Raw genomic sequence first — 14,899 nt, 5'->3', positions numbered from 1 at the left:
GGCGCCGGAATCAGCACCTACCTACGCGATGGCGTCATTCTTGCCAGCCGGTTCCGGCCTGAAATCAGCGAAAGTGCGTACGAACCCCTCGTCGAGTGCGTATGGCCGACCGCTGCGGAGACCCGCGCGCGGCTCTTACCTGCGCCTTGGGAAGGAGGGGGCGGACTTGTAAACCCTATAAAATTTGTAGGAAATAAGGGATATGTCACCTTCTGGCGTCCGGAGCTCCCCGCTTCCGGTTCCGTGGAGTGATGATGTGGCTCGCCGAAGGGTAAGGCTGAGGGATCTTTTAGGTAAAAGTCGTGAAATGTGCCTTGTGTCCTAAAGGTCGTTTTTGGTGGTGGGCATAACCCGTGGAGGAGACGAAGGGTGGCCGTCATGGCGGAGCGGGTGTTCGAGGACCGGCGGGACGCGGGCCGTGTCCTGGCCAGGCTCCTGGAGCACTACCGGGGCAGACCCGACGTCGTCGTCCTGGGCCTTCCCCGGGGCGGTGTGCCCGTGGCCTACGAGATCGCCGTGGCCCTCGGGGCGCCGCTCGACGTCTTCGTCGTCCGCAAGCTGGGGCTTCCCGGTCACGAGGAGCTGGCGATGGGGGCGATCGCCGGGGGCGGGGTCGTCGTGCTCAACGAGGACGTCGTCCGGAGGGCGGGCGTCTCGCCCGAGACGCTGCGGGAGGTGGCGGCCGGCGAGCGCCGGGAGCTCGCCAGGCGGGAACGGGCCTACCGGGAGGGCGGCGCCCCGCTCGACCTCATGGGCAGGACCGTCGTCGTGGTCGACGACGGGCTGGCGACCGGGGCGACCGTGCGCGCCGCCGTGGCGGCGCTGCGCCGCCACGAGCCCGCCGGGATCGTCGTCGCCGTCCCGACCGCGCCGGAGCCGGCCCTCGGAGAGCTGCGCGAGCTGGCCGACCAGGTGGTCTGCGCCTCGACCCCGCCTCTCTTCTCGGCCGTCGGGTTCTCCTACCGGGACTTCGAGCAAACCACGGACGAGGAGGTACGGGACCTCCTGCGCGCCGCGGCCGCCAGGCGGGTGCGGGCGTGACCGTCGAGGAGGGCAAGAGGGGACAGGAGGGGGAACGGTGAACGCGGTCAGGATGAACCTGGAGCGGTTGGAGATCCCGGCCGCGGACGTCGTGCTTGAGGCCGACGTCGTGGTGCCCAGGCCCGCGAGCGGGGTCGTGCTCTTCGCGCACGGCAGCGGCAGCAGCCGCCACAGCCCCCGCAACCGCTACGTGGCGGGCGAGCTCAGGAGGGCGGGGCTGGCGACGGTCCTGGTCGACCTGCTCACCCCCCTTGAGGAGGAGATCGACCTCGGGACGGGGGAGTTCCGCTTCGACGTGGACAGGCTGGCCGTACGGCTGGCCGCGCTGGCGGGGTGGCTGGCGCGGCACGAGCCGACGGCGGGCCTGCGCGTCGGGCTCTTCGGCGCGAGCACGGGGGCGGCGGCCGCGCTCGCCGCGGCCGCCGCCAAGCCCGGCCTGGTGAAGGCGGTCGTGTCCCGGGGCGGGCGGCCGGACCTGGCCGGTGAGGCGCTCGCGGCGGTCCGCGCGCCCACGCTGCTCATCGTCGGGGAACGCGACCAGGTCGTCATCGAGCTCAACCGTGAGGCGCTGGCACGGCTGCCGGGGCGGACGGGGCTTGAGATCGTGCCGGGGGCCACGCACCTCTTCGAGGAGCCGGGGGCGCTGGAGAGGGTCGCGGCCCTGGCGGGGAACTGGTTCCTGCGCCACCTGCCGGGGAGCCCGCAGGACCCACAGGGCCCGCAGGCCGGGGGCTGAGGGACAGAGGTCAGGCGGGGAAGGTCGAGGTCGCCAGGCCGCCGAAGTCGAGGACGTGCGCGGTGCCGTTGACGCCCCTGGCCGCGGGTGAGGCCAGGTAGAGGATCGCGCGGGCGACGTCCTCGGGCCGCAGCACGGGGCAGTCGAGCTCGTCGAAGGCCTCGCCGAGGTCGCCCCTGGCCATCGGGGTGTCGACGATGCTCGGGCAGACGCAGTTGACCCGGACGCCGTCGGACGCGAAGTCGACGGCCAGCGCCTTGGTGAGCATCAGGACGCCGCCCTTGGAGGCGCAGTAGGCGGCCATGCCCGGGGCGGCGACGAAGCTGGAGTCGGAGGCGACGAACACGATCGAGGGGCAGGAGCTCCCGGCGAGTGCGGTCGCGGCGTGCTTGGCCAGCAGGAACTGCCCGGTGAGGTTGACCTCCAGGGTCCTGGCGAAGTCGTCGCGGGCCGTCAGCCGCGCGTCGGTGCCCATGGGGCCGGAGATCCCCGCGCAGCCGACGACGACGTCCAGGCGAGGCGGGACCGCGGACCGTACGGTCTCCTCGTCGGTGACGTCCCCCTGGATCCAGGTGACGTCCAGGCCGTCCGGCCGGGGCGCCCGGTCCAGGACCGTCACGGCCGCCCCCTCGGCGAGGAGGCCGTCCACGGTCGCGCGGCCTATCCCGCTGGCTCCGCCGGTGACCAGGGCGGAAAGACCGGACAGTCCGAGATCCATCAAGGACTCCTTGCTATGTGCCTAAATTTCGGATATCTCGCCCGACGGTGGCAGGCGGGCAATTCATTTGCTTCCGTACGATAGATGGGGGGCGGGTGAGGCACAAGCCATGCGTCCTGGGTGGCTCTGGGACGACGTGGTGCTTTACCGGAAAGTCGGGCCTGTGATGCCTTGTTCCCCGTCACCTCCCTGAAATATGGTTCGGGACCAAACCCTTGTTGTCCGGATATTTCCGGCAGTTGGTCTCCCACTCGGGTGCCCCCGGAAAGAAGCCGCGGCGAGCATGATCGTAGGGTGGAGCGGAACAGTGAGGGAGCACCACACCGAGATGACGGGACACCACACCCTGCGCAGCACGGAAGAGGCCGTCGGTGACCGGCTGGGCGGCCTCGACCTCGACTTCGAGGCGATGTGGGCCGTCTCCAACATCTACCGGGCCTCGACCGCGATCCGTAACCACCTCGAACAGACGGTGCTCCGCGACACCGGCCTCACCTGGACCGGGTTCGTCGTCATGTGGGTCGTGTGGATCTGGGGGGAGAGCGAGACCCGGTACGTCGCCAAGGAGGCCGGCATCGCCAAGGGCACCCTCACCGGCGTCCTGAAGACCCTGGAGTCCCACCGTTACGTACGGCGCGCGCCCAACCCCGCGGACAGGCGCCGGGTGATGGTCACCCTGACCCCTTCGGGCGAACGCCTGATGCGGTCCCTCTTCCCGCAGTTCAACCGGGAGGAGGCCTTCGTCGTCAAGGAGCTCGACAGCCAGCGGCGCCGCGCCCTGGCCGCGAGCCTGCGGGTGGTCGTCCAGCATCTGGAGGGCACCGCCCGGCCTCACGCGCCCCTGACCCCGCCCGGCCGGGGCGCATGAGGCCGGGCGGGGAGCCCCACCGCCCCGGGGCACCGGAGCGGTGGGACGTCGGGGGGCGTCAGGAGCCGGACGGAGGCGGCTCCCCGAGATAGGCCGCGTGCAGCCGCTCGGGAGCCGAGCGCAGCCCGGCGGCCGGGCCCGAGTAGGTCAGCGTGCCGCTCGCGAGCACGTGCGCGGTGTCGGCGATCTTCAGGGCCAGCGTCGCGAACTGCTCGACGAGCAGCACCGCAACCCCGGAGGCGGCCAGGTCCCGCACCACGGGCAGCAGCCGCTGGACGATCACCGGGGCGAGACCGAGCGACATCTCGTCGATCAGCAACGCCGACGGCCTGGCCGCCAGCGCCCTGGCCAGCACGAGCATCTGCTGCTCGCCTCCGGACAGCAGCGAGGCGGCCACGTCGAGCCTCTTGTGCAGTTCGGGGAACAGCTCAAGAGCCTCGTCGATCACGCGGGGGCCGCGCCGTACCACGAGGATGTTCTCCGCGACCGTCAGGTCGGGGAAGACCGTACGGCCCTGCTCGACGTGGGCGACGCCCGCCCTGGCCCGGGCCACCCGGTCCAGGGCGTTGAGGCGCCCGCCGTTGAGGGAGACGGTGCCGCCGGTGATCGGGATCACGCCGGAGATCGACTCCAGGAGCGTGGTCTTGCCCGCGCCGTTCGGCCCGAGCAGCACCGTCACCTCACCGGCGGGCGCGGTGAGCGAGACACCCCTGACGATCGGGGCGCCGCCGCGCGCGACGGTCACGTCGTCGAGAACCAGGCTGGAGGTCATGCCAGCGCCACCTCGTCTCCCAGATACGCGCGGGCGACCTCGGGCCTGGCCAGCGTCGTCGCGGGCGGCCCGGCCGCGATCACCTCGCCGAAGTCGAGCACCACGACCTCCGCGCAGGCCCGCCGTACCATCTCCAGGTCGTGTTCGATCAGCAGGACCGAGGCGCCGAACCTGCCGGGCACCTCCGTGAGGCGTTCGGCGAGCTCCATGGACTCGGCGTGGGCCAGGCCCGCGGCCGGTTCGTCGAGGATGATCACCTTGGGCCGGGAGAGCAGCGCCCCGGCGACCTCCAGCAGCCGCCTGCTGCCCACGTCCAGCTCGCTGACGTGCCGGTTCAGGGCGCCCAGGTTCAGGAAGCCGGCCATCTCGTCGAGTTCGGCCGCGCTCACCCGGCGGTGCGCGGAGAAGCGCAGGAAACCCGCGACGGTGAGGCCGGGCGGGACCCGGTCCTGCTGGAACGTACGGCGCAGCCCCGCGGCCGCCCTGCGGTGCACGGGCAGGCCGTCAAGGCGCCGCCCGTCGAGCGTGACCGAGCCGGTCGCGCCGCGGACGAAGCCGGTCACCGCGTCGGTGAACGTCGACTTGCCCGCGCCGTTCGGGCCGATCAGTCCCATCACGGTCCGCTCGGGCACGACCAGGTCGACCCCGGAGAGCGCGGTGACCCGGCCGTAGGAGACCGACAGACCCTCGACCACCAGGACGGGCCGCTCGCCCCGTTCCGGCGTGACATCCGAGGCCCGGTGGGACGTGCGCCAGCCGGGTTCCCCGGACACGGCGGCGGCCCTGCGGCGCCGGAAGCGGCGCACCAGGTCCTCGCTCATGCTGAGGCCGGTGGACAGCGTCTGCACGGCGCCGACGGCGAACAGCAGGCTGCCCCAGTCCTGCGGGACGCCCAGGCCACGGAGGATCTCCGGGACGAACACCATCAGGACGCCTCCTGCGATGGCGCCGCCCGCGTACTCGCTGCCCGCCATGACGGCCACGACCAGCAGGATGAGGGAGTCAACGGTGTCGAAGTTCTGCGCGGTGACCACGCCGATCTGCCCGGCCAGCACGCCTCCCGCGATGCCGCCGAAGAAGGCGCTCAGCGCGAACGCGGCCAGCTTGGCGCGCGGCACGCTCATGGCCGCCGCGGCCGTGGCGCGCTCGGAGAAGCGCAGCGCCCGCCACGCCGTGCCGTACCGGGTGCGGCCGAGCAGCCGCACCGCGACCGCGCCCGCCACGAAGAGCAGGGCGGCGAACACGAAGTAGGCGGTGTCGGTGGCGATGAAGGCGGGCCTGAGCACCTGCTGGAAGGTCGTCGCGCCGGGGAAGCCCGCCGCCGCGATGATCACGTCGGCCGCGGCGGAGAAGCCGAGCGTCACCACGGCCAGGTGCACCCCGCGCAGCCGCAGCGCGGGCAGGCCGAGCAGGACGCCCAGAGGTACGGCGGCGACACCGCCCAGCAGGATCCACAGGACCAGACCGCCGGGCGCCGCCAGGACGTTCAGCTCGCAGACGACCCAGGCGCCCAGCGCCATGAACGACATCTGGCACAGCGAGATCATGCCCGCGCGGCCGGTGACGATCCCGAGCCCGCTCAGCGAGATCGCCGTCACCAGGGCCGTCGTGCCCAGGAAGAGCCAGTACTGCGGAACGAGGGCGGCCAGTACGGCGATCGCGGCGAGCGCGCCGGCGAGCTGGGCCGCGGGCCCGGTCATCTCAACGCGCCGCATCCCACACCTCCCCACGCTGGGACCACAGCAGGATCGCGAGGATCGCCACGAAGGGGACCACGTCGCGGAACTCCTGAAGCTGACTGACGTGCGCGAGCGCCCCCTGCAGGGCGCCCAGCGCCAGACCGCCGACGGCGGTGCCGACCAGGCTCCTGAACCCGCCGACCAGGGCCGCGGCGCACGCCGGGATCACCATCAGGCCGAGGGAGAGCTGGTCGCTGTTCTGCTGCGGGGCGACCACCAGCAGGACGGCGGTGGCCAGCAGGCCGGTCACCGCCCACAGTCCGACGCCGAGCCGCCTGCTCGGGATGCCCATCAGCTCGGCCGTGGTCGGCCGCTGCGACAGCGCCCGCAGCCGCAGGCCGACCGCGGTCCTGGCCAGGAACACCGAGACGCCCGCGGTGATGAGCACCGCCGCCGCCACGCAGACCGTGGCCGCCTGGGTGATGGTGACACCGCCGACGGTGGCCAGCGGGCCGCCCAGGACACCGGGGATCTGCCGGGGGTCGGTGCCGAAGACGAGGTACTCCGCGGCGAGCAGGCCCACGAGGTAGGCGATGGCGATCGCGGAGCGCTGGTCGGTCCCGGCCTCGGCGAACCAGCGCCCCATCATGTAGCCGAGCGCGGCGGCGACCAGCGCCGACCCCGCCAGGCCGATGAGGACCGCCACGGCGTACGGCACGCCGCCGTCGGCCAGAACGGACATCGTGTAGACCCCGACGACGCCGATCGCCGCCTGGGCCAGGTTGACCACCCGGCCCAGGCGGTACATCAGGGTCAGGCACAGACCGAGGACGGCGTAGGCGCCGCCCGCGGTCAGGCCGGCGATGGCGCCCTCAAGCATTGGGCAGCCGGATCCAGTCCGGGGTCATGACCTTCCAGGAGCCGTTGTCCGGCTGGACGAACTTGGCCGCCCGGTTGGAGGAGTGCGCCTGGTCGGGCCCGAAGGCGTACGGCGTGCCGACCATGGGCGACTCGATCGGCGCGAGCGCCTTCAGCGCCGCGGTCACCGACTCGCGGGTGATGTCGCCCTTGATCCCCTTGAGCGCGGTCACCAGGTTCGTCGCCGCCAGGTAGCCGCCCTCGGCGAAGGAGGTGAGCGGCACCTTGTTCTGGGTCATGAGCTCCCGCCAGTCCTTGGTGGCCTCGGAGGAGGTGTCGGAGTAGGGCTCGAACTCCGACAGGGCCACGACGTCCTTGCCCGCGTCGCCGAAGGCCTTGACCGCGGCGTCGGTGTAGGTCGAGGTGAGCACCAGCCACTTGATGCCGGAGACGCCCTGCGCCTGGGCGGCCTTCACCCAGCCGACCGACATGGGCTCGGTGCCGTTGAAGACGACGCCCTTACAGCCCGCGTCCCGCGCCCGCAGGATGTAGGGGGTGTAGTCGGTGGTGTTGCCCGACAGGCTCCGGTCGTTGATGAGCAGCTGCTTGCCGGTGATCTTCGACCACTGCTCGACGGCGCCCTTGTAGGCGTCGGAGGTGCCGCCGAGGATCACGAAGAAGCCGCACAGCTTGTCGATCTTCAGGACTTCGGAGGCGTGGTAGAGGGTGACGGTCGTGCCGAGGAAGGGGCCGGTGTTGACCGGGGAGATGGCGGGGGAGGTGAAACAGCCGGGGTCGATGCCGGTCCCGGAGATCGAGGAGATCCCGGACTGGGCGTAGAAGGCGCCGTTGACCTGGCAGTCGAGGAGGCTGGCGCCGCCCGCGAGCGCCACGGCGCCCTTGTTCTGGATGAGGTCCCTGGAGGCCTGGGCGGCCGTGCTCGGGTCGCCCTTGTCGTCCACGCTGACGTAGGAGATCTTGCGGCCGTTGACGCCGCCCTCGGCGTTGACGCGGTCGAAGACGGCCTTGGCGGCCTGGGAGGCCTCGGGGAAGGCGGCGGGGCCGCTCAGCGAGCTGATCGCTCCGACGACGATGGGGTCGGTGGACGTGGCGCCCTTGGCGTCACCGGAACTCCCTGTGTCGCCCGAACCGCACGCGGCGGCGCTGACGGTCAGGAGCGCGATCGCTCCCGCCGCGAGGCCCTTGGAGATCTTTCCCATGGGACGGTGCCTTTCATGAGGTGGGGGGTCTTGCGATCGGCGGCGGCGTCAGGGGCCCGCCGTCCGGGATCGTTGGGACGGTGGGCACGTCGGACGGTCCGGCGGGGTCGCCCGGATCGGCATCCGGTCGTGGGCGTGGGACGCCGGTCCCCCTGGTCCGCCACGGGTCTCACACGGCTCGAGGCAGGATCGGCTGCCGGAGTCGTGGTTTCCGGCACCCCGGGGTCAGGGGTGAGGCGCATCGAGACCTCCTGCGGCGAGGAACACTCAATGTTTGGTCCCAAAACATATGGCGCTCACCCCCGGTGAACAAGTCACATCAATGTAAAGAGTGAGGATTTACTTTGGCTCCGTATGATCTTGGGGGAGTGGGGCGCTTTCAAGTCGTTCGTCCCCTTCGGCGGCCGGGCGAGGATCTACGACGCCGGGTAGCATCGGACGATCCGCGGATGGAGCGGATAGAGGGGAGCCGCACGCGATGCGCGGTCTGGGGGACCTGGAGTCCGTGATCATGGAACGCCTGTGGTCGACCCGCAGGCCCGCGCCGGTCAGGGACGTGCTCGAGGACCTCCGCGCGGAACGGGAGATCGCCTACACCACGGTCATGACCGTGATGGACAAGCTGCACACCAAGGGCCTGCTCCGCAGGCGGATGGTCGGCAGGGCCTACGTCTACGAGACGGTCGCCAGCAGGGAGGCATACGTCGCCGACCTCATGCGCGACGCCCTGGCCTCGGGCGGCAACCGTACGGCCACGCTGGTGCACTTCCTTGAGCGGCTCACCCCGGAGGAGTCGGCGGCGCTGGACGCGGCGCTCAGGGTGTGTCCCCTGGAGTAGTGGGGCCGCACTACTACCCCAGATAGGAGAATATCCCGATTTCGGGGCGCGAGAGCGCTGGAACGGTCCTCGGAAGAGGGGTTGGGCGCCTGATTTGGCATGCCCGGCCTGTTCGGTGCACCATCTCCTACTATCGTCCATCGGATGGGAGGCGACGCCTCCGAAACCCCTCCATGTCCGTGGGAAGGGGCCCTGGACGCCCCTCCCGGCGGGAGGGCCGGTGAGAAGGAGAGACGTGGCGGCGCTGTCCCGTTCAGGCCGATGGCGGGGCGCGTTCAGGGGGCTGACCGCCTCGGCCGCCGTCCTCGTGCTGTGCGCCGTACCCCAGGCCGAAGGCCACGCCGCGCCGAAACCCACCGCCAAGCAGCTCCGCGCGGAGCTGGCACGGCTCCAGAAGCGGTCCGATTCCATGATCGCCGAGTACTACACGGGGCGGGTCGCGCTGCAGAAGGCCGAGAAGGCGGAGAAGGCCGCCGCGGGCGAGCTGCGAGGGGCGCAGGAGGACTTCGACCAGGCCGCGCGGGAGGTCCGCACGCTGGCCGCCCAGCGCTACCGCACCGGCATCCCCGGGACGCTCCCGGTTCTGATGAGTGCGAGCGATCCGGCGGACCTGCTCAACCAGATGGCCCTCATGCAGCAGATCATGGAGGGCCGGGACGCCAGGCTCAACGGGTTCGCCCAGGTCAAAGACACCTACCAGCGGGCGAAGGCCTCGGCGGAACAGCGCGCGAAGGAGCTGCGCGACTCGCTGAGGAAGCTCGGCGAGCAGAAGAAGCGGACCCTGGAGCTGATCGACACGATCAAGGACAGGATCGACCGGCTCTACCCCACCCCGGGCACCAGGAGGGCCGACGGCACCTGGGTCCCCCAGCTTCCCTCCGGCCCCGACAACATCACCCCCAGGATGCGCCTGGTCCGCCAGCTGGTCGCGCAGCGCTTCAGCCCCCACTTCGGCATCGGCTGCTACCGCGTGGACGGCGGCATCGCCGGAGGCGGGGAGCACCCGCTCGGCCGCGCCTGCGACTTCATGATGAGCTCGGGCGGCTCCATGCCCAGCGCGGGCAACGTCAGGCTCGGCGACGAGGTGGCCGCCTGGGCCATCGAGAACAAGGACCGCCTCGGCGTCAAGTACGTCATCTGGCGCCAGCGCATCAACACCGGCTCCGGCTGGCGCGGCATGTCCAACCGGGGCGGCGTCACCGCCAACCACTACGACCACGTCCACATCTCGGTCCACTGACCGCTTGCCCCGGCCGCGGCCGGGGCGTCAGGCGAGGTCGGGCACCGCCTTCTTCACGGCCATCCCGGGCGCGCTCACCTTCGGCGAGGCCTGACAGGCCGCGCCGCCGTACGACGTGGCCGTAAAACGGGTTGCCGCGACCGTGACGGGGTGACCAGTGTGGGGACATGCTCACCGACGTTCAGGTGGAGGCTTTCGTCGAGGACGGCTTCGTCCGGATCGAGAGCGCCTTCCCCCGCGAGGCCGCCGAGAGATGCCGCGAGATCGTGTGGCGGGACCTCGGGGCCGACCCCGGCACCCCGGCCACGTGGCCGGGACCGGTCGCGGCCCGCCCGGACTACGCGCAACCGCCGTTCCGGGCCGCGGCCAACACGCCGCGCCTGCACGCCGCCTTCGACGCGCTCGTGGGCAGGGGGCGCTGGACCCCCCGCGCCACCCTGGGAGGCTTCGTGATCCGTTTCCCCGGGGGCGAACCGGCCGTCGTGGACGGATGGCACGTCGACGTGAGCTTTCCCGGCCCCGGCTCCGTCCCGGGTGACTACCTGACCTGGCGGGCGAACGCGGCCTCCAGGGACCGCGCGCTGCTGATGCTCTTCCTGTTCTCGGACGTCGGGGAGGCGGACGCGCCGACCCGGCTGCGCGCCGGTTCCCACCTGGACGTGGCGCGGCTGCTCGCCTCCGAGGGCGAGGACGGCCTCGACGCCGTGGAACTGGCCCGGCGGGCCGAGGCGGCGAGCCGTGACCGTCCGGTCGTCCACGCCACCGGCGACGCCGGCGACGTCTACCTGTGCCACCCGTTCCTGGTGCACGCCGGGCAGCCGAACCGCGGCCGGAGCCCGCGCTTCCTGGCCCAGCCGGGGCTCAGCCCGGCCGGGCCGCTCCGCGGGGACGGGGCGGAGAGCGATCTCTCACCCGTCGAGGCCGCGATCAGGCGGGGCCTCGAACGGGGACACGGCGCGGGGGCGTCGGGGACGGCCGGGGGCTGAAACCACGCCGCCCGCGACGCCCGGGTTCTCGACCGTGTACGGACGGGGCGCTCTCAGGCTCGTCCGGCGAGGCGGCCGCCCGTTCGGGCGGCGCGTCCCCGCGCGGCCGTACCGGTTCTCCTGGGCGGAGAGGTGGTCCAGACCACTTCGGACACATGAGGACCGTCTCCAGGTCGGGGGCGAGGAACGGCGTCGAGACGCCGTTCCGGCGCACGTGAGAACACTTCCCTCGGGGGAGCGCCCGGCGGGAACGGCGGCCGGCACCGGTTCCGGCGCGGCGGAAAGAGGCGCGTGAACGGCCGACGCTCCCAGGCCGGTACGCCCGGCGGGCCGGACGCGGTGGCCCGGGATTCCACGGATCTCTCCAGCCGACTTACTAAGGTTCGTAGTTCATCGTCGGTCGATCGGCAACGCCATCCTGAATGTCATCCCAGGTGAGCGGCCGTTTCCCAAGAGCGGTCATGGCTCCTACCGGCGGTAGTGAAGCCGGTCAGGCCGACGAGAATCCGGTACGGACCGGTGGCACGCTCTCTCGATCGGCGTTGTCAAACCGATATCAACCGGTATAGACCAGTCCCATAGGACGAACCTACTCTGGTCCGCACCACGGGAAAGCCCGGAGCTCCGCGACCCACAGGCCGCCACCGGCTCTCTTTCGAGCATTCCAACCCGCCGGGTGAACTCCGGCGGCCCCCCAGCTGGTACGGACCGGCTCCGATCGTCTGAATATCAAGGTGGTAATTCACGTGAACAAGAGGCTCGTCGGTGCGCTGACGCTCGGTCTGTCCGCGGCACTGGTCATGACCGGCTGCGGTTCGACGCAGAGCGGAAGCGACGGCGGTGACAAGGCGGCCGGTGGCGACGTGACGCTGAAGCTGGTCGCCGCCGACTACGGCGACGGCCCCACCGCCGACAACAGCGGTGAGAAGTTCTGGAAGGGCGTCGTCGACGGCTTCCAGAAGGCCAACCCCGGCATCAAGGTCGACGTCCAGGTCATCAACTGGAACGACATCGACAAGCAGGTCGCGACCATGGTCCAGAACGGCCAGGTGCCCGACATCCTGCAGACCGGCGACTACTCCGGCTTCGTCAAGGACGGCCTGCTGTACAAGACCGACGAGGTCCTGTCCCCGGCCACCTCGGCCGACCTGCTGCCCAAGTTCGCCGACTTCGGCAAGGTGGACGGCACCGGCTACGGCATCCCGTTCGTGTCCTCGGCCCGCGCCCTGTTCTACAACAAGGACCTGTTCACCAAGGCCGGGATCGCCGAGGCGCCCAAGACCTGGGAGGAGCTCAAGGCCGCGGCGGAGAAGCTGAAGAAGGCCGGCGTCAGCCAGCCGTTCGGCCTGCCGCTGGGCAACGAGGAGGCCCAGGCCGAGTCGTTCCTGTGGTTCATGGGCAACGGCGGCGGCTACAAGGACTCCTCCGGGGCGTGGGCGGTCGACTCCGCCGCCAACGTCGAGGCCCTCCAGTACGTCAAGGGCCTGGTCGACGCGGGCCTGACCAGCCCCAACCCCGGCACCAAGAACCGCAAGGACGTCTGGGCGGACTTCGCCGCGGGCAAGGTCGGCATGGTCAACGGCGGCCCCATGTCCATCCCGATCTTCGAGAAGGGCGGCCTGACCAACTTCGGTGTCGCCCCGATCGCGGGCAAGACCGCGGCCCTGGACACCACGCTCGGCGTCGAGGACTGGATCATGGCCTTCAACAAGAACGGCCACCAGGAGCAGATCAAGAAGTTCTTCGACTACTTCTACTCCGGTGACGCGGCGCAGAAGATCAGCGACACCTACAAGCTGCTGCCGGTGACGAAGTCCGGCATCGAGAAGCTCTCCTCGGACGAGAGGCTCAAGCCGTTCCTGGACGCGCTGCCCAACGCGACGTTCTACCCCTTCCAGGACCCCAAGTGGTCCGAGGTGAACACCCAGGTCAAGCAGACCATCGGCGGCGCCGTCAGCGGTGACCCGAAGGCCGTGCTCGGTGCGATCCAGAAGGTCGCGACCGCGGGCTGACCCTCACCCCCGGGTACGGCGCGCCCGCCCGTCCTGCCGTGTGGCGGGCGCGCCGTACCAGTCCATCCGAAAGCAGGACTCATGCAGCAAACATCCGCGCGAGGCGGAGCGCTGCGCGCGCTCGCCCCGCTGGCCTGGGTCGGCCCCGCCGTGGCGCTGATCGCCGTGGTGGTCGTCTGGCCCGTCGTGGTGATGGTCCAGTCGTCCTTCCTGAAGATCAGCCGCTTCGGCGTCGTCCAGGGCGGAAACGGGACGGGCAACTACGACAAGCTGTTCGCCGAGCCCGACTTCGGCGGGGTCATGGCCAGGAGCCTGGTGTGGGTGGTCGCGGTGGTCGCGCTGACCGTGCTCGTCTCCCTGGCGCTGGCCCAGCTGTTCAACCAGCGCTTCCCCGGACGCCGCTTCGCCCGCTGGGCGCTGATCGCGCCGTGGGCCGCCTCCGTCCTGATGACGTCGATCATCTTCAAGTGGATGCTCGACCCCGAGGTCGGCCTGATCAACATGCTCAGGCGTGACCTCGGGCTGCTGGACGCCCTCGGCGGCGCGGACGCCGACCCGCTCGGCAGCGCGTCGGGCGCGATGCCGTGGCTCATCTTCGTCGCGGTCTTCGTCTCCGTCCCGTTCACCACCTACGCGCTGCTCGCGGGACTGTCGGCGATCCCGGCCGACGTCTACGAGGCGGCCAAGATCGACGGAGCCTCGAAGCTGCGGACCTACTGGTCGATCACGCTGCCGCTGCTGCGGCCCGCCCTCACGGTCGCGGCGCTCATCAACGTGATGAACGTCTTCAACAGCTTCCCGATCATCTGGGCCATGACCCACGGGCAGCCGGGCTACTCGACGGCGACCTCGACCATCTTCATGTACATCCTCAAGGGATCCGACATCGGCGAGTCGGCGGCCATGTCCGTCGTCAACTTCGGCATGGTGATCGTCCTGACGATCGTCTTCCTGAAGGTCAGCAAGTGGAGGACGGCACCCGCATGACCCTCACCCAGAACGCGCCCTCGGTCGCGGAGAAGACGACGGCCCCTGTCGCGGCGCCGCGCTCGCTCCCGTCCGTCAAGACCGTCGTCATCGCGGCGAGCGCCTACCTGATCGCCTTCGTCTTCCTCTTCCCCTACCTGGTGATGATCCTGACGGCGCTGCGCCCGCAGGGGGAACTGCGCCAGGCGACCTACCTGCCGCAGCGGTTCGAATGGTCGAACTTCACGAACTTCTGGACCGGCGGACTCGCCCAGAACCTGGGCGTCACCCTGCAGGTCGCCGCGGGCTCGACCGTGCTGGTGCTGCTGGTGGCGCTGCCCGCGGCCTACTACACCGCGCGGCACGACTTCAAGGGCCGCACCGCGTTCATGATCCTGGTGCTGATCACCCAGATGTTCCAGCCGACCGCGATGCTGGTCGGCATCTACCGCGAGTTCTTCCAGTTCGGGCTGGTCGACTCGGTCTGGGCGCTGATCCTGGTCAACGGCGGCTTCAACCTCGCCTTCGCGGTGTGGATCCTCAACGCCTACTTCTCCTCGATCCCGCGTGAGCTGGAGGAGGCCGCGTTCATCGACGGCAACGGACGCTTCGGCGCGCTGTTCCGGGTCACCCTCCCGCTGGCCATGCCCGGTGTGGTGACCGCGCTGATCTTCACCTTCATCGCGGCCTGGAACGAGTTCGTCGTCGCCCTCACCCTGACCACCACCCCGGGCAACCAGCCCCTCACGGTCGCCCTGAACTCCTTCATCGGCCAGTACCAGGTGGACTGGCAGAACCTGTTCGCGGGTTCGGTCATCGCGACGATCCCGGTCATCATCCTGTTCGCGCTCATCGAACGGAAGGTGGTCGGCGGTCTCACCGCCGGTTCCATCAAGTGACCCGCACGGGCCCAGCGGTGGGGGCCCGGTGGGCGGCGGTCCCGTGTCGAGTCGCTCCGGCACGGG

General features: G+C 70.7%; 14 protein-coding genes. 9 read left to right on the top strand and 5 right to left on the bottom strand.

Translation table 11 applies throughout. The features are described 5' to 3' along the window. The first annotated feature begins 378 nt into the window (after positions 1-378). Together ACFYY8_RS22720 and ACFYY8_RS22715 are read left to right on the top strand one after the other, a co-directional pair. Complete coding sequence (locus ACFYY8_RS22720) at positions 379-1,041, top strand: phosphoribosyltransferase (RefSeq protein ID WP_390044352.1); 663 nt, start codon at positions 379-381, stop codon at positions 1,039-1,041. 37 nt (positions 1,042-1,078) lie between these two features. Further along, entirely contained in the window at positions 1,079-1,777 is a 699-nt protein-coding gene (locus tag ACFYY8_RS22715) for a dienelactone hydrolase family protein (RefSeq protein ID WP_390043912.1), read from the top strand. Between the two features lie 10 nt (positions 1,778-1,787). On the opposite strand, the gene ACFYY8_RS22710 is transcribed toward ACFYY8_RS22715, so the two are convergent. Beyond that, positions 1,788-2,495 (bottom strand): SDR family NAD(P)-dependent oxidoreductase, encoded by a 708-nt coding sequence (locus tag ACFYY8_RS22710; protein WP_390043911.1) that lies wholly within the window; start codon positions 2,493-2,495, stop codon positions 1,788-1,790. 307 nt (positions 2,496-2,802) lie between these two features. Here ACFYY8_RS22710 and ACFYY8_RS22705 point away from each other — a divergent pair, with 307 nt between their 5' ends. After that, entirely contained in the window at positions 2,803-3,363 is a 561-nt protein-coding gene (locus ACFYY8_RS22705) for a MarR family winged helix-turn-helix transcriptional regulator (RefSeq protein WP_390043909.1), read from the top strand. A gap of 58 nt (positions 3,364-3,421) precedes the next feature. Here ACFYY8_RS22705 and ACFYY8_RS22700 read toward each other — a convergent pair whose 3' ends face one another. From ACFYY8_RS22700 to ACFYY8_RS22685, 4 genes are read right to left on the bottom strand one after another with little or no spacing between them, the layout of a single operon-like run. Continuing rightward, entirely contained in the window at positions 3,422-4,135 is a 714-nt protein-coding gene (locus ACFYY8_RS22700; RefSeq protein WP_390043907.1) for an ABC transporter ATP-binding protein, read from the bottom strand. Then, positions 4,132-5,850 (bottom strand): ATP-binding cassette domain-containing protein, encoded by a 1,719-nt coding sequence (locus tag ACFYY8_RS22695; protein WP_390043905.1) that lies wholly within the window; start codon positions 5,848-5,850, stop codon positions 4,132-4,134. Before ACFYY8_RS22695 ends, ACFYY8_RS22700 begins: the two co-directional genes overlap by 4 nt. Then, the gene (locus ACFYY8_RS22690) at positions 5,837-6,694 is read right to left on the bottom strand and encodes a branched-chain amino acid ABC transporter permease (RefSeq protein WP_352011981.1); all 858 of its coding nucleotides are present in this window, start codon (positions 6,692-6,694) and stop codon (positions 5,837-5,839) included. The genes ACFYY8_RS22695 and ACFYY8_RS22690 overlap by 14 nt, the downstream gene beginning before the upstream one ends. Beyond that, a complete protein-coding gene (locus tag ACFYY8_RS22685) occupies positions 6,687-7,892 on the bottom strand; it encodes an ABC transporter substrate-binding protein (protein WP_390043904.1) in 1,206 nt (401 codons plus the stop codon). Before ACFYY8_RS22685 ends, ACFYY8_RS22690 begins: the two co-directional genes overlap by 8 nt. Before the next feature lie 478 nt (positions 7,893-8,370). On the opposite strand from ACFYY8_RS22685, the gene ACFYY8_RS22680 reads away from it, so the two are divergent. The 6 genes from ACFYY8_RS22680 (at position 8,371) to ACFYY8_RS22655 (ending at position 14,833) form a co-directional block, all read left to right on the top strand. Next, positions 8,371-8,730 carry a BlaI/MecI/CopY family transcriptional regulator gene (locus ACFYY8_RS22680; protein ID WP_390043902.1) on the top strand — a complete coding sequence of 120 codons (360 nt, stop codon included), beginning with the start codon at positions 8,371-8,373 and terminating at the stop codon, positions 8,728-8,730. A 220-nt stretch (positions 8,731-8,950) separates the two neighbouring features. After that, complete coding sequence (locus ACFYY8_RS22675) at positions 8,951-9,970, top strand: coiled-coil domain-containing protein (RefSeq protein ID WP_390043900.1); 1,020 nt, start codon at positions 8,951-8,953, stop codon at positions 9,968-9,970. A 167-nt stretch (positions 9,971-10,137) separates the two neighbouring features. Beyond that, positions 10,138-10,956 carry a phytanoyl-CoA dioxygenase family protein gene (locus ACFYY8_RS22670; RefSeq protein WP_390043898.1) on the top strand — a complete coding sequence of 273 codons (819 nt, stop codon included), beginning with the start codon at positions 10,138-10,140 and terminating at the stop codon, positions 10,954-10,956. A 746-nt stretch (positions 10,957-11,702) separates the two neighbouring features. Beyond that, the gene (locus ACFYY8_RS22665) at positions 11,703-12,968 is read left to right on the top strand and encodes an extracellular solute-binding protein (protein WP_390043896.1); all 1,266 of its coding nucleotides are present in this window, start codon (positions 11,703-11,705) and stop codon (positions 12,966-12,968) included. Positions 12,969-13,049: 81 nt separating this feature from the next. Beyond that, positions 13,050-13,955: a sugar ABC transporter permease gene (locus ACFYY8_RS22660; RefSeq protein ID WP_352011987.1), complete on the top strand. Its 906-nt coding sequence runs from the start codon at positions 13,050-13,052 to the stop codon at positions 13,953-13,955. Beyond that, positions 13,952-14,833: a carbohydrate ABC transporter permease gene (locus tag ACFYY8_RS22655; RefSeq protein ID WP_390043893.1), complete on the top strand. Its 882-nt coding sequence runs from the start codon at positions 13,952-13,954 to the stop codon at positions 14,831-14,833. The genes ACFYY8_RS22660 and ACFYY8_RS22655 overlap by 4 nt, the downstream gene beginning before the upstream one ends. The last annotated feature ends 66 nt before the right edge of the window (positions 14,834-14,899 follow it).

It is taken from the genome of Streptosporangium sp. NPDC001559 (genome assembly GCF_042893955.1).
In the GTDB taxonomy this organism is placed as follows: Bacteria; Actinomycetota; Actinomycetes; order Streptosporangiales; family Streptosporangiaceae; genus Streptosporangium.
This window is presented reverse-complemented; position numbering and strand designations above follow the sequence as displayed.